Source organism: Roseomonas sp. GC11 (assembly GCF_024437745.1).
GTDB lineage: Bacteria > Pseudomonadota > Alphaproteobacteria > Acetobacterales > Acetobacteraceae > Pseudoroseomonas.
Window position 1 is genome coordinate 29,729 of the sequence record NZ_JANFNY010000016.1, and the last position, 17,046, is coordinate 46,774.

Here is a 17,046-nt window from a genome sequence, read left to right on the forward strand (position 1 = left end):
CGGGACGGGTGTTCGCCCCCGCCCGGGGCGGCTAGAATGCCGCCCTTGCCGCCCCGCGCGGCGGAAACGCCAGCCGGCAGATCGAGACGACACGGGAATGATGCTGCACGAGAATGAGGACCTCCAGGTTTTCTACCAGCCCGGCAAGGCCCGCTATCTCGTGGTGACCTTCGGCCCGCTGGCCATGCTGGCGGATGGCCGCACCCTCTGGGCGGGCGAGCCGCTGCAGAAGCTGGATGTGCCCCTGCTCTGCTTCATGGCCAAGGCGCCGCACTGGTACCCCGAGGCCAGCCTGCGCCCGGCGCTGGAATCCTGCCGGGCGGTGCTGGCGGCGCATGCCTGCCGCATCGGCTATGGCTTCTCGATGGGCGCGCATGGCGCCATCCGCCACGCCCGGGCGCTCGGCCTGGACAGCGTGGTGGCCTGCGCGCCGCAATGGACCATCGACCCCGCCCGGCTCGGCCCCGGCATCCCCAACCTGCATGGCAAGTATCACCGCCCTGACCGGCATGAGGGCATGGAGCTGGTGGATTTCCCGGAAGCGGCGCGGCTCTACCTGCTCTACGACCCGCACCGGCCGGCGGATGACTGGCACGCGGCGCAGGTGGCCCAGCATATCGCGCCGACACGGCGGGTGCGCATGCCCTTCCTCGGCCATGGCACGGTGCGCGCCTTCACCAGCACCACGCTGCTGGCCATGCTGATGGAGGCCGCCCGCGCGCGGGATGACGAGCTGGTGCAACGCGTCGCCCGCCATGCGCGGCGGGCCAATCCGGCGCGGGAACTGCTGCTGGCGCGGCGCAACCTGCCGGCGCGCTATGAGCGCGGGCTGGCGCTGATGCGGCGCGGCGCGGCGAAGGCCCCGCCGGCGCGGCAGTCGGAGGGCTGGCTGGACTTCGCCCGGCAGGCCGTGCTGCTGGACCGCGCGGCCGAGGCGCGGGAGCTGGCGGAGGCGGCGCTGGCCGTCAGCAAGGGACGTGGCGCCGTGGCCGAGGAGGCGCGCCGCCTGCTGGCCCGGCTGGATGGCCCCGCCTCCCCCTGAACCGGACTCCCAGGAGCGGACTCTCAGGGGCGGGCGCCCATGGCCGAGCGCTGGCTCAGGCGCCGCCGGCCTCCAGCCCCGGCGGCGGCTCGCCCTCGCCCAGCGGGTCGGGCGGCCATTCCAGCCGGCCGGCCAGGGCGCGCCGCATCGCCGCTTCCAGGCCCCAGGGCGCCAGGACGAAGCGGTCATGCTTCTGCGCCAGCAGGTCCCCGGGCGGCGGGCCACCGACGGCGCGGGGATCGACGGCGACGATGCTGGCCACATCCACATTGGCGTGGTTGGCCACCGCCGCGCCGCGGTGATAGACGATGGTCGGCCGCCGCAGCAGCCAGGAGCAGACCAGCGCCCCCGCCCCCTGGGTGGTGAAGGCGAGGTCGCAGCGATGCAGATCGGCGATCTTGTCCAGGGCGGTGCGGCCGAAGACGCGGATGCGCTCGCCCGGCGGCAGGGGCAGCCCCTCCAGGATGGCGGCGGCCATGGCCTCGATGCGCGCCATCACCTCCTGATCCTGCGGGCTGGGCTCGCCATTCACCGTCCAGCCATCCCAGACGATGTCGAGCGCCATGCCCCGCGCGGTGCAGGCCTCGCCCAGGCGGCGCAGCACGAAGCGGAAGGCCTCCACGGCGTTGACCACCCTCTGCCGCTCGGCATCGAGGGAGATCATCACGCGCAGGCGGCCCGGCACGGCGGAGGAGGCCTCCGCGGGGGAGGCGAGGCGGGCGGCGAGGCGGCGGCGCAGCCAGGCGGCATCCGGGTGGATGGTGAAGCGATAGACCCGGTGCGCGTCGAGGCCGGCGAGGAGCACGGCCTCGGTCACCCGCTGGCTGGCGACGGTCAGGCGGTCGGCCTGCGCCAGGGCGGGGAAGACCACGAAGGGGTCCATGGCGCACCAGTCGCGGATCATCACGAAGAGGCCGCCGGCGGCGCCGAAGGCCCGCAGCGCCGTTTCCTCGGCATCGAGGTAGGCGAGGCCCTGGCGGACGAAATGGGTGGGGCGGTTGTCGCCGAGCGCGAGGGCCCGGCGCAGCCCGAGCGTGCGGGCGCGGCGCAGCCACTCCGCCCAGGCCAGCGGGCGGGTCAGCAGCGCGTCGAGCAGGTGGCGCAGCACGCCGGGGAAATGCAGGCGGAATTCCGTCAGCACCAGGAAGAGCCGGTGCGCCGGGTAGAAGAAGCCCACAGGCATGGGCCCGATGGCGATGAAGAAGCTCAGCCCCTCCGCCTCCTGGCAGGGGCTGAGCTGATAGTGCAGCACGGGCACGCTGCCGATGACCGGCACTTCCACCCCGGAGAGGGGTGAGAAGAGGGTTCCCCGAGGCCCGCCCTCCAGGAAGGCCGCGTTCATCGCCCGGTAGCGCGGCGTCCAGACGCGGTTGGCATAGGCCTGGCGCAGCCGCGCCAGCAAGGCGGCGTCGCTGGCCCCGGGCTCTGTCTCTGGCCCTGCCTCTTCTGGCCCTGCCTCCGCCCGGGGGGGGAGGAAGGCGTCCACGATGTCACAGGCGGCGGCCAGGGCGGAGGTGGCGAATTCCCGCCCCGCCACCCGGCCGGGATAGCTGAAATGGCGCGGGTCCAGCCCGCACAGGGCGGCCATCGCCCGCGCGGCTGCCTGTTCCGGCCCCTCCCCGGGGGCCTCGGGCGGCGTGGTGTGAGAGGAGAGCGAAGACATCGTGGCGGTGCGTCACCCTGGAGCGGCCCGTGACAATGCCGTCCCCCCGGCAGGCCGGCAAGCACGCGGCGGGGGAGCACTCCCCCGCCGCAAGGCCGCCCGGAGCGTCAGGCGACGGCGTGCAGGGCGCGTGCCAGGGTGGTGGTGGCCTGCTCGATCTGCGCCGCGCTGATGACCAGTGGCGGGGAGAACACCATGGTATCCCCCGCCGCGCGGATCAGCACGCCCTCGGCGAAGCAGCGCTCCGCCACCTCGGCGCCGCGGGCGCCCGGCGCGCCGGGGCGCGGCGCCAGTTCCACCGCGCCCAGCACGCCGCAATGCCGCGCATCGATCACATGCGGCGCGCCGCGCAGGGCCAGCAACGCCTCGGCGAAGGGCGCGGCGATGCGGCCGGCGGCGGCGAAGATCCCCTCCTCCTGATAGGCATCCATCGCCGCCATGCCGGCGGCGCAGGCCAGCGGATGGGCGGAATAGGTGTAGCCATGCATGAATTCCGGCCCGCCCTCCGGCAGGTTCATGAAAGCCTCGAAGACCTGTGGGCTGGCCAGGGTGGCGCCCATCGGCACGGCGCCATTGGTCAGCCCCTTGGCGAGGGTGAGGATATCCGGCGTGACGCCCAGCGCCTCCGAGGCCGTGCAGGCGCCCAGGCGGCCGAAGCCGGTGATCACCTCGTCAAAGATCAGCAGGATGCCATGGCGCGTGCAGATCTCGCGCAGCGCCTCCAGATAGCCCAGCGGCGGCGGATAGACGCCGCCCGAGCCGGTGACGGGCTCGACGATCACGGCCGCCACGGTGGAGGGGTCCTGCACCGCCAGGATGTCCTCCAGCCCGGCGAGCCAGCGCGCATCCGCCTCCGGCCGGCCGGGCAGGAAGCGCTGCGCCGGGTCGTGCGGCAGGGGCATGTGGAAGACATCGGCCAGCAGCGGCCCGAAGTCGCGCTTGTGCCTGGCGATACCGCCCACCGACAGCCCGCCGAAGCCGACTCCGTGGTAGGATTTGTGCCGCCCGATGAATTTGGTGCGCCCGGCCTCGCCGCGCGCGCGGTGATAGGCGCGGGCGATCTTCAGCGCGGTGTCCACCGCCTCCGACCCCGAATTGGAGAAGAAGGCGCGGGCCATGAAGGGCACGGCATCCAGCAGCCGCCGCGCGAAGGCGAAGGCCGGCGGATGCCCCATGCGGAAGGAGGAGACGTAATCCAGATGCCCCGCCGCCTCGCGGATGGCGGCGACGATGCGCGGATGGCCGTGGCCGGCATTCACGCACCACAGCCCGCCCATCATGTCGAGCACGCGGCGCCCGTCCGGGGTGAAGTAGTGCATGCCCTCGGCGCGCTCGAAGAGCATGGGCGCGTCGTGGAAGCTCCGCATGGCGGTGAAGGGCATCCACAGCCCTTCCTCGATGGGCGGGGAATTGCGGATCACGGTCATGCCTCGGCCTCGCGCGCGGAAGGGGCTCATGAGGCCGACCGCTTGTTCTCCCTGTCAAGCCGTCGCCCCTGATGGCGGGGTCCGGGGAGGCCCTGCCTCCCCGGCGGGAGGGTGCGGGAGGGCGGCGCCCTCCCGCCTTGCCCGGCTTTCCACCATTCGATATATCCAACCAGGAATAACGCCAGGAACCACCACCATGCGCCGCCGTGCCCTTCTCCTCGCCGCCGCCCTGGCGGTGACCCTCTCTCCGCCGGCGCGGGCGCAGGGCGCGGAAGGCCCCGTGGTCTTCGCCGCCGCCAGCCTGACCGATGCCATGAAAGCCCTGGGCGAAGCCTGGCGGGCGCAGGGCCACCCGCTGCCGCGCTTCTCCTTCGCCGCCTCCTCCGCCCTGGCGCGGCAGATGGAGCAGGGCGCGCCGGCCGACCTCTTCGCCTCCGCCGATGAGCCGTGGATGGACTATGTCCAGCAGCGCGGCCTGATCCTGGCGGAGACGCGGCGCAGCCCGCTGGCCAACCGCCTCGTGCTGGTGGCCCCGGCGGATTCGGCGCAGCCCGCCCTCACCCTCAGCCGCGCGACGGATCTCGCCGCCCTGGCCGGCCCCCAGGGCCGCATCGCCACGGGCGACCCGGCCCATGTCCCCGTCGGCCAGTATGCCCGCGCGGCGCTGGGCTGGATGGGCCAGTGGGAGGCGCTCTCCCCCCGCATCGCGCGGGCCGACAATGTGCGCGCCGCCCTGCTGCTGGTGGAGCGCGGCGAGGCGCCGCTGGGCATCGTCTACGCCACCGATGCCGCGGCCTCGAAGGGGGTGAAGGTCATCGGCACCTTCCCGGCGGAGAGCCACCCGCCCGTCACCTATCCCTTCGCCCTGGCCACCCGCGCGGCGGGGAATGCGGAGGCGCGCGGCTTCCTCGCCTTCATCACCAGCCCGGCGGCGGAAGCCACCTGGACGCGCTTCGGCTTCGGCCTGCGCACGGAGTGATGCCGCCCTGGCTCTCGCCGGAGGAGTGGGAGGCGGTGCGCCTCAGCCTCTCCGTGGCGCTGCGCTCCGTGGTGTTCGGCGTGCCGCCGGCGGTGCTGGTGGCCTGGCTGCTGGCGCGCGGGCGCTTCCCCGGGCGCGGGCTGCTGGATGCGCTGGTGCATCTGCCGCTGGTGATGCCGCCGGTGGTGGTGGGGTGGCTGCTGCTCGTCACCTTCGGCGTGCGCGGGCCGGTGGGGTCGCTGCTGCAGGAGTGGTTCGGCCTGCGCCTCGTCTTCACCACCGGCGGCGCGGCGCTGGCCACGGCGGTGATGTCCTTCCCGCTGATCGTCCGCGCCGTCCGGCTCAGCCTGGACGCGGTGGAGCCGGGGCTGGAGGCGGCGGCGCGCAGCCTGGGCGCCGGGCCGGTGGACCGCTTCCTCACCATCACCCTGCCGCTGATCAGCCCGGGCATCCTCTCCGGCGCCATCACCGCCTTCGCCGCCGGGCTGGGCGAGTTCGGCGCCGTCATCACCTTCGCCTCCAATATTCCCGGCCAGACCCAGACCCTGCCGCTGGCCATCTACAGCGCCACCCAGACGCCGGGCGGCGAGGCCATGGCGGCGCGGCTGGCGCTGCTCTCCTTCGCCCTGGCGGTGGCCGGGCTGCTGGCGGCGGAATTCGCCCGCCGCCGCCTGCAGGCCTGGCTGGGGCGGGAGGCGCGCTGATGCTGGAGGTCACGCTGCGCCACGGCTTCCCAGGCTTCACGCTGGAGGCCAGCTTCGCCGCCCCGGCGGAGGGGGTGACGGTGCTCTTCGGCCCCTCGGGCTGCGGCAAGTCCACGCTGCTCGCCGCCGTGGCCGGGCTGCTGCGGCCGGAGGCGGGGCGCATCGCCCTGGGCGGGGCGGTGCTGTTCGACAGCCGCGCGGGCGTGATGCTGCCGCCCGAGCGCCGCCGCTGCGGCGTGGTGTTCCAGGATGCGCGGCTCTTCCCGCACCTCTCGGTGGAGGCCAATCTGCGCTACGGCCTGCGCCGCGCCCCGCGCGGGGCGGAAGGGCCGGATTTCAGCGAGGTGGTGGAGCTTCTCGGCATCGGCACGCTGCTCGGCCGCCGCCCGGCCCTGCTCTCGGGCGGCGAGAAGCAGCGCGTGGCGCTGGGCCGCGCCCTGCTCTCCCGCCCGCGGCTGCTGCTGATGGACGAGCCCCTGGCGGCGCTGGACCAGGGGCGCAAGGCGGAGGTGCTGCCCTTCCTGGCGCGGCTGAAGCAGCGGCTGCGCCTGCCCATCCTCTATGTCACCCACGCCATGGCGGAGGTGGACCGGCTGGCCGATACGCTGGTGCTGATGCAGGCCGGGCGGGTGCTGGCCAGCGGGCCGGTGGAGGAGGTGGCGGCGCGCACCGACCTGCCCCTGCTCGGCGCGCGGCGGGATGCGGGGGTGGTGCTGGCCTGCCGGGTGCTGCGGCACGACACGGCGCAGGGGCTGACGCATCTGGCCTTTCCCGGTGGCGAACTGGCGGTGCCGCTCGCCACGGTGCCGGAGGGCGGGCCGCTGCGGCTGCGGCTGCGGGCGCGCGATGTCGTGCTGGCCACCGAGGCGCCGCGCGGCCTCTCGGTGCGCAACATCCTGCCCGTGGTGGTGGAGGGGCTGGCCGCGGCGGAGGGGCATGCCGCGATGCTGCGCCTGCGCGCCGGCCCCAGCCTGATTCTGGCGCGGGTGACGCGCGAGGCCGTGGCCCGGCTTGCCCTGGCCCCTGGACAGGCGGCCTGGGCGCTGGTCAAAGCCGTGGCCCTCAGCGGCCCGGACGGAGAGGAAGCCCCGGATGACTGACCCCACCCCGCCCGGCCGGCTGAGCATCCGGCTCGATCTGGCCGGCGGCTTGCGAATCGGGCCGGGCAAGGTGCGGCTGCTGGAGGAAATCGGCCGCACCGGCTCCATTTCCGGCGCGGGGCGGGCGCTCAAAATGTCCTATCGCCGCGCCTGGGAACTGGTCGAGGAGTTGAAGGCCGGGCTGGGCTGCCCGGTGGTGGAGACCTCGGCCGGGGGGGCGCGGGGGGGCGGCGCAAAGCTGACCGCCGCCGGGGAAGCCATCATCCGCGAATACCGGCAGGTGGAGGCGGAGAGCAACCGGGCCGCTTATAAAGCTTTGGAAAATTTGAATAGTTTTTTGAAATGATTGTTCTTTTTCTTCAGAAAAAGAAGATAGATTCTATTATTTTCAGGCACTTCTCACTTCGCGCAGGAAGCCATTCACCTCGGCGGAGAGCTTGTCCGAGCTGTGCGACAATTCGGCAGCGGCATCGAGCACCTGCCCGGAGGCACTGCCCGTATCCCCGGCATTGCGGCTGACGCTGGCGATGGTTTCCGTCACTTCCTGCGTGGCGCGGAAGGTGCTCTGCACCGTGCGGGCGATTTCATTGGTGGCGCCCCGCTGCTCCTCCACCGCCGTGGCGATGGTGGCGGTGATGGAGCCGACCTCCTCGATGGTCATGGTGATGGCCTGAATGGCGTTCACCGTGGCCCCGGTCGCGGCCTGGATACCGGCGATCTGGGCGCTGATTTCCTCGGTGGCCTTGGCGGTCTGGCTGGCGAGGTTCTTCACCTCGGAGGCCACCACGGCGAAGCCCTTGCCGGCCTCGCCGGCGCGCGCCGCCTCGATCGTCGCGTTGAGGGCGAGCAGGTTGGTCTGCCCGGCGATGCTCTGGATGAGGGAGACGACATCGCCGATCTTGCTGGCGGAGCTGGCGAGGGCGCGCACCGTGCCATCGGTGTCGCGGGCATTCTGCACGGCGCGGCTGGTGACGGCGGTGGCCTGGGCCACCTGGCGGCTGATCTCGCTGATGGAGGCGGTGAGTTCCTCCGTCGCGGCGGCCACGGTCTGCACGCCGCCGGTGGTGGACTGGGCGGCGCTGCTCACCGTGCCGGCCTGCTCGTTGGTCTGCCGGGCGATCTGCGACATGCTGCGCGCCGTGGTCTCCAGCTTGCCGGCGGCGGAGGAAAGATGGCCGGTGAGGCCGCTCACCGTGCCCTCGAACTGGCGGATCAGCTCGGCGAGGCGGGTGGCGCGGCGTTCCTTGCCCTGCTGCTCGGCGGCCTGGGCGGCGGCGAGGTCGCGTGCCTCCCGCGCATTGCGCTGGAACACCTCCAGCGCGCGCACCAGGGCGCCGATCTCGTCCTGGCGCTCCCGCCCCTCGACGCGGATATCGAGATCCCCCTGGGCCAGCCGGTCCATCGCCTGGGTCACGGTGCCGAGGGGCTTGCTGACCTGGCTGCTGGCGATCCAGAAGGTGAGCAGCGCGGCGAGGCCCAGCCCGGCCACGGCGCCGATGATCAGCCAGAATTGCAGGGAATTCTGGAAGGCCATGGCATCGCGGCCCATCTGGGTGATCTCGCTGTTGTTCAGCCGCACCGCATCGTTCAGTTCCTCGGTGATGCGCTGGCGGACCTGCCGGCCTTCATGCAGGGAAAGCTGCGTCGCCGCCTTGTCATCCTGCGCCAGGGCGAAAGCGAGGACCCGCCGCGTGACCTCGCGATAGGCGGCGAGGTTGTTCTGCATCTGCTCGACCGGGGCCACCTTCGCCGGGCGGGCCAGGGCACGCAGCTCGGCGAGTTCACGGGTGGCCTGCCCGATGGCGGCTTCGAAGGCCTGCTGCTGCTGCTGCACGCCCGCGGCGTTCTCCTCCAGGATGGCGTTCTTCTCGAACACCGCAGCGCTGTTCAGCTGGGCCAGGGCGGTCAGTGCGTGAATCAGGCGCGGCACCCGGATTTCCGCCAGTTCCGCCGAGGTGGTGCCAACGCTCGACAACCCCTTCAGACTGGTGCCCAGCAGAGCGGCGCTGATCAGCAGCATGAGCCCGCAGGCCAGGGACAGCTTGGCGGCGACCTTGGCATTGCGAAGCAAGCTCAACATGATTCCATCCCGAATTGGGGGCGCGGGCCAGTCTCATGCTGGCCCTCGCGCCGACCATGGAAGCAATGCGCCAGCTGTTTCTAACAAGGCATGAAAAACGGGCGCCTGGGCGCGCATCCGTTTGCAAAAAGCCTTCGGGCGAAATGTCTTTATTTAAAGACAAATCTTCCAGATCGGGCTTCCGCTCCCGCTCAGCCCTCCAGCATGCGGCGCAGTTTGCGCACGGCGCTGTCCGGGGTGGTCAGGACCGGCCGGCCCGTCACGGCGGCCACCGCCGGCGCCGCCGAGGCCAGGCTGAACTGCGCCAGCGCCACGGCATCGCAATCGGCCAGGGGGCTGGCCGCCTCGGCCGCCAGCCGGTCATGCTCGGCCGTGTCGCCACGGTCGAGCGCGGCCAGCGCCCCCACGGCCAGCACCGGGCGCAGCATCACCCCGGCCGGGAATTCCGGTGGCATGGAGGCCAGGGTGGGCGCGAAGCTGGCCAGCAGGCCGATGCGCCGGCCGGCGGCCACCGCCTCCTCGATCATCGCCTCATTGGGCTTGAGCACCGGCAGGGGAAAGAGCGCCTCCCGCACCGCCTCGATGCAGGGGCCGAAGGCGGAGCAGGTGAAGAGGATGCCGCGCGCCCCCGTGCCGGCCGCGTAGCGGGCCAGGGCCAGGAAGCGTTCCGTCATCGCCGGGGTCAGCGCGCCGTCGCGGGCGAGGTCGGCGGACAGGCTGTCATCCAGCAGGTTCATCAGCCGCGCCTCGGGCCAGAGGCGGGCGAAGGCGGCCTCCACCGGCGGCGGCGAGTGGCGCAGGGCGTGAATCAAGGCGATGCGCATGGGTGCGGTCTCTCTCCCCCTTTTGCCGCCAGCATGGCTGAGGCGGGGCCAAAAGTCCGCGTCTGATTCATCGCGCCATGAGCAGAAAAGCGGCGGAGGGGATATTTGTTTTGACCTCGTCTCAAAAACCCATGAAAGGGGCATTTGGAAAGCCGGGCGGGATTGGCTATCACCCCCGCCCTCCCACAGCGAAGGCTCCCCGCGATGAGTGACACCCCGCCCGACCGCCTCTCCTCCAACCCCAAGAGCCCTTTCTATGACGCGGCGCTGCTGGAGCGCGGCGTGGGGGTGCGCTTCAAGGGCGTCGATAAGAACAATGTCGATGAGTATTGCGTCAGCGAAGGCTGGGTGCGGCTGACCGTCGGCACCACGCTGGACCGCAAGGGCAACCCGATGACGATCAAGTTGCAGGGCACGGTCGAGCCTTATTTCCGCGATCTGGTCTAAACGAAGGTGGAATGGTTTCAACCATAGGGTGTTCTTGCTTCGGATATGACGCGGTCCGGTCTATAACACGCTGTATTCCGGCAGACCGGACCTGCCCTGGCCGCGAAGGAAGATCCTGGCTTTGAACCTGACCCGCGATCAGTACCGGGCTGCCCTGGCGCAGGGGCGGCGTTTCCTGCCCGCCGAGCCGGCCCAGGTCTCACGCCTGACGATGCAGCGCCGCATCTTCTGGATGGATGGCAAGCCCTGGCTGGCCCAGCGCGAGGATGGTTTCCTCGAAACCGCCGCCACGCTGGAAAAACTGCTGGAAGATGCCCCCGCCGCCGCGCCGGAGGCCCTGGTGGCCCCGCCGCAGGCCGAGCCGGCCGCCACTCCCCCCGCCTCTCCCGTGGTGGTGGCGGAGGAGGCCGTGCCGGTCGCGGCCGCCCTGCCCCTGCCCCTGCCCCACTGGGAAGCGGAGCTGGAGGCGGCCCTGCAATCCGGCCAGCCGCCCGCCGCAGCCCGGCCCGAGGTGGTGGCCCCCTGGTCCGCGCCCGCCGCCGTGCCAGCGCCGGCCGCCTGGGCGGCGGACCCTATGGCCTCTCTTGGGGCCTTCCCCGCGGCCTCCCCCGCCCTGCGGCAGCGCCAGGTGGAAACCGCCCGGCTGGCCGCCGCCCTGGCCGGCAGCGGCCATCTCCCCTGGGAGGAAGTGCCGGAGCTGATCCGCCAGGTGCATCGCGGGCTGGCGGCGCTGGATGCCCCGGCGCCGCCCGCGCCCGAGGCGCTCAGGCCAGAACGGCGAGCGCGTCGCGGCTGAAGCCGCGCAGTTCCGCGCCCCGGCCCTCGCGCACCTTGCGCACCCAGTCGGCATCGCCCAGCAGGGCGCGGCCCACCGCGACCAGGTCGAAATCCCCCCGGTCATAGCGGCGCAGCAGCTCATCCAGCGAGGCCGGGTCCGCGGTCTCGCCGCGGAAGGTGCTGATGAACTCGCCGCTCAGCCCCACCGAGCCCACGGTGATGGTGGGGCGGCCGGTGACCTTCTTGGCCCAGCCGGCGAAGTTCAGGTCCGAGCCCTCGAACTCCGCCTCCCAGAAGCGGCGCTGCGAGCAGTGGAAGATATCCACCCCGGCCTCGGCCAGCGGCGCCAGCCAGGCTTCCATCTCGGCCGGCGTGGCGGCGAGGCGGGTGGCGAAATCCTGCTGCTTCCACTGCGACAGGCGCAGGATGATGACGAAATCCTCCCCCACCGCCTGCCGCACCGCGCGCACCACGGCGGCGGCGAAGCGGCTGCGCTCGGCGATGGTCGGGCCGCCCCAGGAATCGGTCCGCAGATTGGTGCCGGACCAGAAGAACTGGTCGATCAGGTAGCCATGCGCGCCGTGGATCTCCACCGCGTCGAAGCCGGCGGCCTTGGAGTCGGCGGCGGCGCGGGCGAAGGCGGCGATGGTGGCCTCGATATCGGCCTCGCTCATCGTCACGCCCACCGTCTCGCCGGGGGCGCGCAGGCCGGAGGGGCCTTCCTGCGGCGCCGGCGCCACCCAGCCGGAGGCATGCGGGCCAATGGCGCCCATGTGCCAGATCTGCGGCGCGATCAGCCCGCCCGCCCCATGCACCGCCCGCACCGCGCGGCGCCAGCCTTCCAGCGCGGCCTCGCCATGGATATGCGGCACGGCGGGGTCGTTGGAGGCGGCGGGGCGGCCGATCACCGTGCCTTCGGTCAGGATCAGGCCGACATCACCGGCGGCGCGGCGCTCGTAATAGGCGGCGACCGCCTCGGTCGGCACGCCGCCGGGGGAGAAGGAGCGCGTCATCGGCGCCATCACGATACGGTTCTTCAGCCGCAGGGACTTGTAGGAAAAGGGCTGGAAGAGGCTTTCGGCGCTCGTCATAGGCGGACCTCATGGGTGGGCAGGAATTTCTGGAATGAACGATATAGAAATGCATAGGGAGGTGGCGCCGATGGTGTCAAGCATTCTATAATGGCCGATATGGAATGCCCCAGGACCCCGCGCCGTGGCCGCCCCCCCGGTTTCGACCGCGCCGAGGCGCTGCGCCGGGCCATGCGCGTCTTCTGGGAAATGGGCTATGAGGCCGCGACCCTGGCGCAGCTGAAGGCCGCGATGGGCGGGCTCTGCGCCCCCAGCGTCTATGCCGCCTTCGGCTCGAAGGAGCAGTTGTTCCGCGCGGCGCTGGAACTCTATGAGAGCGAGACCTGCCAGTGGGGCGGCGCCGCGCTGGCCCTGCCCACGGCGCGGGAGGCGGTGGCCGTGCTGCTGCGGGAGGCCGCCCTGCGCTACACCACGCCCGGGCTGCCGGCCGGCTGCCTGGTGGATCTGGCGACGGCCAATTTCTCCCCGGCCAGCGCCGCGGTGCGGGACGCGCTGCGCGAGCGGCGGCAGCGGGGGGAAGCGGCGCTGCGCGCGCGGCTCGACGCGGCGGTCAGCGCCGGCGAATTGCCGCCCGGCACCGACACCGCCGGCATGGCCGCCTTCTACCGCACGGTGCTGATGGGGCTGTCCATCCAGGCCGTCGATGGCACGCCGCGCGAGACGCTGCTGGCCATCGGCGAGGCCGCGATGGCCACCTGGGCGCGCTGGGCCGCGCCGGCCGGGGCCACGGCCTGATCAGCGGCTTCAGCCGCCCGGCCGCCGCTCAGCGGGCCGGAATGAAGAAGGCCTGGACCCCCTCCGCCGGAAAGAAAGCCCCGGCGCCCAGCCGGCACCGGGAATCCACGAAGAGCAGGCGGTCCGGCCCGATCGCCTGATCGGCCAGGGTGGCGGTGTCCAGGGTGGCGATCTCGGCCAGTTCGCCCGCCGCCGCTTCCAGGCCGAGATGGGAGCCCGGCACGGCGTCGAGGCAGCCATGCCCCTTGCTCCACAGCGCCATGATGAGGCCGCCATCATGGCCACGCAGGGCGGCGATGCGGGCGATCTCCTCCGGCGCGGCCAGGCTTTCCTGCTCCATCGCCGCATCGCTCAGGGTGACGAGGCGCAGCAGGTCGGCCGCCGTCGGCACCACATCGGCCAGGCGCGGCGCCGCCTGCCCGGGCGGCTCCACCGGCATCACCAGGGAGCGGTCATAGACACCGAATTGCGGCAGGTAGCGGGCAAGGTCGTAATCCGCCTGGCTGAGCCAGCCGCGCGTGCGCAGCCAGCGCACCAGCGCCGCGGGGTCGGAGAGCGAGGCCTGGCGCGGCGCCGGGGCGTGCGGCGTGCCGTCCACCACGCGGCTGCCACGCTGGAGCAGCACGGCATCGCTGCCATCGAGCCGGACCACGAGGCGGGCGAGATCGGCCCGGTTGCGCACCGTCACCCAGAAGGAGAAGCCCAGATAGCCATCCCCCAGCCCGGCCTCGGCGAGGTCCGCGCGGTAGAGCTCGACCTTGCCGGCGCCCACACAGACATCATCGACGAAGGCGAGGACCGTGCTGCCGCGGAAATTCGCGACGGGCGCATAGATCCAACCATTGACCTGATTGCCGGCCAGGCTCTCGATCGCGCCCCGGATCATCGCACACACCCCCTCAGAATTCTTGCCACCGCGCAGCATCGCAAAACCACGACATCGTCTCTACACCGAAAAAGTTTTACTCCCGGACACGAGTGCTTCAGCAGCCCCCATCCGGGCGGGCGAGGGGAGCGGCGCGCAGGCGGGGGGCGTGATTGCCGGGGCGGCGGGCTGTGATATCCTGCCCGCCCTGATCGTGAGAAACCGGGAGCGCCCCCTTGGCCTCTGACACCGTCGCGCCTTCGCAGGAGACTGATCTGGCGGCTCTGCGCCGGGCCGAGGCCCTGGTGGCCGATGCCGCGCTGCGGCTGCGGGCCGAGCCGATCCTGAGCCGGCTGGAACCGCTGCTGGCCCGCCTCGACCCGGGCGTGCAGGCCCTGGCCCAGGCGCTGGCGCAGGAGGTCGCGCGCATCGGCGTGGCGACCGAGGCGGTGCGCCAGGATGTGGCGGCCAGCCGCCGCAGCCGCGAGGAATGGGTTCGCCTCGACCCGCTGCGCTACATCCCGGCCAGCCGCCGGGCCACGGCCCAGGCCCTGCCGCAGCGCTTCGTCCTCTCCCCGCGGGACGAGCATTTCTCCGGCAGTGGCTGGCATGGCGCCGAGACCGATGGCGCGCGGGACTGGCGCTGGAGCGGGCTGAACGGCGATTGCGCCACGCTGCTGCTGCCGAGCCTGGGCGCCGGCCGGCTGCGGCTGACGCTGCAGATGATGATGCCCTTCGGCGCGCACTGGAATGCCGAGCGCAGCCTGCTCGTGGTCAATGCCACGCCGGCGCATCTGACGGTGCTGACGCCGCCGGACAGCAACCAGCCCCTGCTCCAGGCGGAGGTGGTGCTGGAGGAGGATGCCGGGCTCGGCCCGCTCTCGCTGGTGCTGATCGCGCCGCGCCACACCGCGCCCTCGGGCGGGGACAGCCGCGCCCTCGGCCCTGGCCTGGTGCGGCTGGAGGTGGAGCGGGTGCTCTCCGCCGTCAGCTGAGGCGGCGGCGGGTGCCGCGGGGCGCGGCGCTCAGCGCCGCGCGGCGGCGCCGGACTGGTAGAGCTGGACGACGAAGTCGCTGCTCAGCTCGTTGAAGCCCCAGAAATTGCGCAGCGAGATGCGCAGCGTGTTGGGCGGCAGCACGAAGCGGCGCCCATCCGGCGCCGTCACCGGCAGGCGCGGGGCGAGGATGTCGCGCCAGAAATCGGCATCCAGCACGCGGTCCACCAGGCTGAGATGCTGCCCCTCCCGCGCCATGCCCGGTGCCCCCGCGAGGTCGAAGGGCGAGCGGTGCAGGAAGGTCGCGCTCTTGCCGAAATAGGGCGCCTCCACCAGCAGGGAGGAGCTGATGCCCACCACCTCGCGCAGCCCGTCCTGGGCCAGGGCGGCATAGGCGTTGGCCTTGAGCATCTGCACGCGGCGGAAGGGCACGCCGGCGGTGAAGAGGCCGAAATCGCCGCTGCCATAAGGGTGCGGCTTGAAGCAGAAGGCGCGGTGCCGCTGCTGCAGCGCCTGCAGCTCCGGCGCGAAATGGGAGAGGTCGAGCAGCTCCCCCCCGCGCACCAGGGAGCGGTCCACCCGCGTCTGGCCGACGAGCAGGAGGGCGGATTCGAGCTTCAGCTCCGGCGCGAACTTCACCGCCGTGGCGGAGAGCAGATCGGCCCAGCCATAGAAGCCATCCGGGTCGGAATGGTGCGGCAGCAGGGCGGCGAAGATCTCGGGGTCGTTGGTCTGCGCGGCGAAGAAGACATCGGGCAGGAAGCGCACCGGGTGGATGCTGAGATCCACGAAGGCGATACCGAGATGGGAGAGCGCGGCCTTGCACCACTCGGCCAGTTCGAAGCCGATGACGAGGGCGCGGCCGAAGCGGTTCTCCAGCGCCTCCAGCACCTCGGGCGGGACGGCCTCGGCGGCGAAGAAGGAGGCCCAGCCGGCGGCGCTGAACTCGGCGCCGAAGGCCTCGTAGAAAGGCAGCGGGTCGAGCCCCTCGCCCCAGGCGAGATGGCGCACCGGCAGGCCGCTGGCGCGCTCCACATGCCCGCGCAGCAGCCGGTGCAGCCAGCGGATATTCTCGTTCTGCGAAGGGCGGAACTCGCGGTCGACCGGGCGCAGGAAATCGCCTGTCACAACAATGTGTTCGACGGTGCGCATGGCGTTTTTCCGGGCTGCAGCGGGGCGGAGGGTCAGAGCGTGCGGCGGAGGAAGTCGAGGAAGCCCCGCGCTGCCTCGCGAATCGCCGGCACGCCGTGGGTGGCCTCGACATGGGCACGCGCCGCGGCACTCATGCGCTGGCGCAGCGCCTCATCCTCCAGCAGATGGCGGACGGTGGCGTCCAGTTCCTCCGGCGTGATGAGGAAGCCCTGCACGCCATGTTCCAGACCGCCGCGCACCGTGTCGCGATAGGCGATGACCGGCAGGCCGCAGGCCATGCCCTCGACCATCGCGCGCGGCAGGCCGTCCATGGTGGAGGTGTGCACCATGATGCGGCTGCGGTGCAGCAGGGGGAAGAGGGTCTGGTGGTCCAGCCGGCCGGGGAAGGTGGCGCGGCCGCTGGCCGCGGCCTCGCCGAAGACGGCCGGGTCCGGCTTGCCGCCGCCGGCCAGCAGCAGGCGGTAATCCGGCAGGAAGCGGAGCAGGTCCTTCTGGTTCTTCCGCTTCTCATAGAAATTGCCGACATTGGCGATGTCATACTCCGCCGCCGGGCGCGGCGCGGGCGGGCGCGTCGCCGCCAGGTCGATATACTTGGGCAGGATGAAGGCGGCGCCGAGCGCCTGGAAGCGGCCGAAATAGCGGTCCAGCTGTTCCTCATACTCGCCGAAGACGAAGGCGCCGCGCTCCAGCGCCGGGTCCGTCACCGCGCCGCCGACGATGAAGCCATAGAACACGGCATGGCCCAGCGCATCGGCCACGGCGGCATTGATGGCGTAGCTCAGCCCCTTGAACATCACCACATCCGGGCCGAAGGCGCGCAGCGCCTCCACCATGGCGGCGGAGAGCTTGCGGTGCGGCACCGGCGGGGCCGGCAGGTCCTCGGGGCAGAAGGTGACGGTGACGCCACCCTCCAGGAAGCTCTCCTGCTCGACCTCGCGCCCTGGATGGATGCGGAAGACCGCGACCTCCGCCCCCTGTTCGCGCAGCGTCCGCATGAAATGCAGCTCGCGGGTCGCGCCGCCCATCGAACGGTCGGCATGGCTCATGATCAAGGCGATACGCATCGGGACGGAAAGGCCTCGCGCGGCAGGAAGGAGAAGGAGGACGACAGGGGTCGCAGGCAATGCCCGGCCAGTATAGGCGGGCCCGGCCGGGATGGACCAGT

Annotated in this window: 17 protein-coding genes; 9 read left to right on the forward strand and 8 right to left on the reverse strand. The window is 72.1% G+C overall.

Features of this window, described 5'->3' with window-relative positions; translation table 11 throughout:
• The first annotated feature begins 97 nt into the window (after window positions 1-97).
• Complete coding sequence (locus NON00_RS07030) at window positions 98-1,042, forward strand: hypothetical protein (protein WP_256019021.1); 945 nt, start codon at window positions 98-100, stop codon at window positions 1,040-1,042.
• Between the two features lie 55 nt (window positions 1,043-1,097).
• On the opposite strand, the gene NON00_RS07035 is transcribed toward NON00_RS07030, so the two are convergent.
• Together NON00_RS07035 and NON00_RS07040 are read right to left on the reverse strand one after the other, a co-directional pair.
• A complete protein-coding gene (locus tag NON00_RS07035; protein ID WP_256019024.1) occupies window positions 1,098-2,705 on the reverse strand; it encodes a hypothetical protein in 1,608 nt (535 codons plus the stop codon).
• 107 nt (window positions 2,706-2,812) lie between these two features.
• The gene (locus tag NON00_RS07040; RefSeq protein WP_256019025.1) at window positions 2,813-4,132 is read right to left on the reverse strand and encodes an aminotransferase class III-fold pyridoxal phosphate-dependent enzyme; all 1,320 of its coding nucleotides are present in this window, start codon (window positions 4,130-4,132) and stop codon (window positions 2,813-2,815) included.
• A gap of 196 nt (window positions 4,133-4,328) precedes the next feature.
• Between NON00_RS07040 and modA the strand changes: the two genes are divergently transcribed.
• The 4 genes from modA to NON00_RS07060 are packed head-to-tail and all read left to right on the forward strand — an operon-like array spanning window position 4,329 to window position 7,261.
• The gene (gene modA, locus NON00_RS07045) at window positions 4,329-5,111 is read left to right on the forward strand and encodes a molybdate ABC transporter substrate-binding protein (protein ID WP_256019026.1); all 783 of its coding nucleotides are present in this window, start codon (window positions 4,329-4,331) and stop codon (window positions 5,109-5,111) included.
• On the forward strand, window positions 5,111-5,815 hold the full coding sequence (gene modB, locus NON00_RS07050; protein ID WP_256019027.1) for a molybdate ABC transporter permease subunit: 705 nt from the start codon (window positions 5,111-5,113) through the stop codon (window positions 5,813-5,815). Before modA ends, modB begins: the two co-directional genes overlap by 1 nt.
• Complete coding sequence (modC, locus tag NON00_RS07055) at window positions 5,815-6,915, forward strand: molybdenum ABC transporter ATP-binding protein (RefSeq protein WP_256019028.1); 1,101 nt, start codon at window positions 5,815-5,817, stop codon at window positions 6,913-6,915. Before modB ends, modC begins: the two co-directional genes overlap by 1 nt.
• Entirely contained in the window at window positions 6,908-7,261 is a 354-nt protein-coding gene (locus tag NON00_RS07060; protein WP_256019029.1) for a winged helix-turn-helix domain-containing protein, read from the forward strand. The genes modC and NON00_RS07060 overlap by 8 nt, the downstream gene beginning before the upstream one ends.
• A 42-nt stretch (window positions 7,262-7,303) precedes the next feature.
• On the opposite strand, the gene NON00_RS07065 is transcribed toward NON00_RS07060, so the two are convergent.
• Window positions 7,304-8,995, reverse strand: coding sequence for a methyl-accepting chemotaxis protein (locus NON00_RS07065; RefSeq protein WP_256019035.1), 1,692 nt, complete (start codon window positions 8,993-8,995; stop codon window positions 7,304-7,306).
• A 191-nt stretch (window positions 8,996-9,186) separates the two neighbouring features.
• On the reverse strand, window positions 9,187-9,819 hold the full coding sequence (locus tag NON00_RS07070) for an aspartate/glutamate racemase family protein (RefSeq protein WP_256019043.1): 633 nt from the start codon (window positions 9,817-9,819) through the stop codon (window positions 9,187-9,189).
• Window positions 9,820-10,023: 204 nt separating this feature from the next.
• On the opposite strand from NON00_RS07070, the gene NON00_RS07075 reads away from it, so the two are divergent.
• Window positions 10,024-10,266, forward strand: a complete 243-nt coding sequence (locus tag NON00_RS07075) for a DUF3297 family protein (protein WP_256019044.1) — start codon at window positions 10,024-10,026, stop codon at window positions 10,264-10,266.
• Window positions 10,267-10,387: 121 nt separating this feature from the next.
• Window positions 10,388-11,062, forward strand: a complete 675-nt coding sequence (locus NON00_RS07080) for a hypothetical protein (RefSeq protein WP_256019046.1) — start codon at window positions 10,388-10,390, stop codon at window positions 11,060-11,062.
• On the opposite strand, the gene NON00_RS07085 is transcribed toward NON00_RS07080, so the two are convergent.
• Window positions 11,031-12,134, reverse strand: coding sequence for an NADH:flavin oxidoreductase (locus NON00_RS07085; RefSeq protein WP_256019048.1), 1,104 nt, complete (start codon window positions 12,132-12,134; stop codon window positions 11,031-11,033). The two genes, NON00_RS07080 and NON00_RS07085, sit on opposite strands and share 32 nt — an antisense overlap.
• Before the next feature lie 99 nt (window positions 12,135-12,233).
• Between NON00_RS07085 and NON00_RS07090 the strand changes: the two genes are divergently transcribed.
• A complete protein-coding gene (locus NON00_RS07090; RefSeq protein ID WP_256019051.1) occupies window positions 12,234-12,869 on the forward strand; it encodes a TetR/AcrR family transcriptional regulator in 636 nt (211 codons plus the stop codon).
• A 28-nt stretch (window positions 12,870-12,897) separates the two neighbouring features.
• Here NON00_RS07090 and NON00_RS07095 read toward each other — a convergent pair whose 3' ends face one another.
• Window positions 12,898-13,755, reverse strand: coding sequence for a hypothetical protein (locus NON00_RS07095; RefSeq protein ID WP_256019054.1), 858 nt, complete (start codon window positions 13,753-13,755; stop codon window positions 12,898-12,900).
• Between the two features lie 215 nt (window positions 13,756-13,970).
• Here NON00_RS07095 and NON00_RS07100 point away from each other — a divergent pair, with 215 nt between their 5' ends.
• A complete protein-coding gene (locus NON00_RS07100; RefSeq protein WP_256019056.1) occupies window positions 13,971-14,729 on the forward strand; it encodes a hypothetical protein in 759 nt (252 codons plus the stop codon).
• Between the two features lie 30 nt (window positions 14,730-14,759).
• On the opposite strand, the gene NON00_RS07105 is transcribed toward NON00_RS07100, so the two are convergent.
• Window positions 14,760-15,881: a hypothetical protein gene (locus NON00_RS07105; protein ID WP_256019059.1), complete on the reverse strand. Its 1,122-nt coding sequence runs from the start codon at window positions 15,879-15,881 to the stop codon at window positions 14,760-14,762.
• 32 nt (window positions 15,882-15,913) lie between these two features.
• A complete protein-coding gene (locus NON00_RS07110; protein WP_256019062.1) occupies window positions 15,914-16,945 on the reverse strand; it encodes a glycosyltransferase family 4 protein in 1,032 nt (343 codons plus the stop codon).
• Window positions 16,946-17,046: the final 101 nt, after the last annotated feature.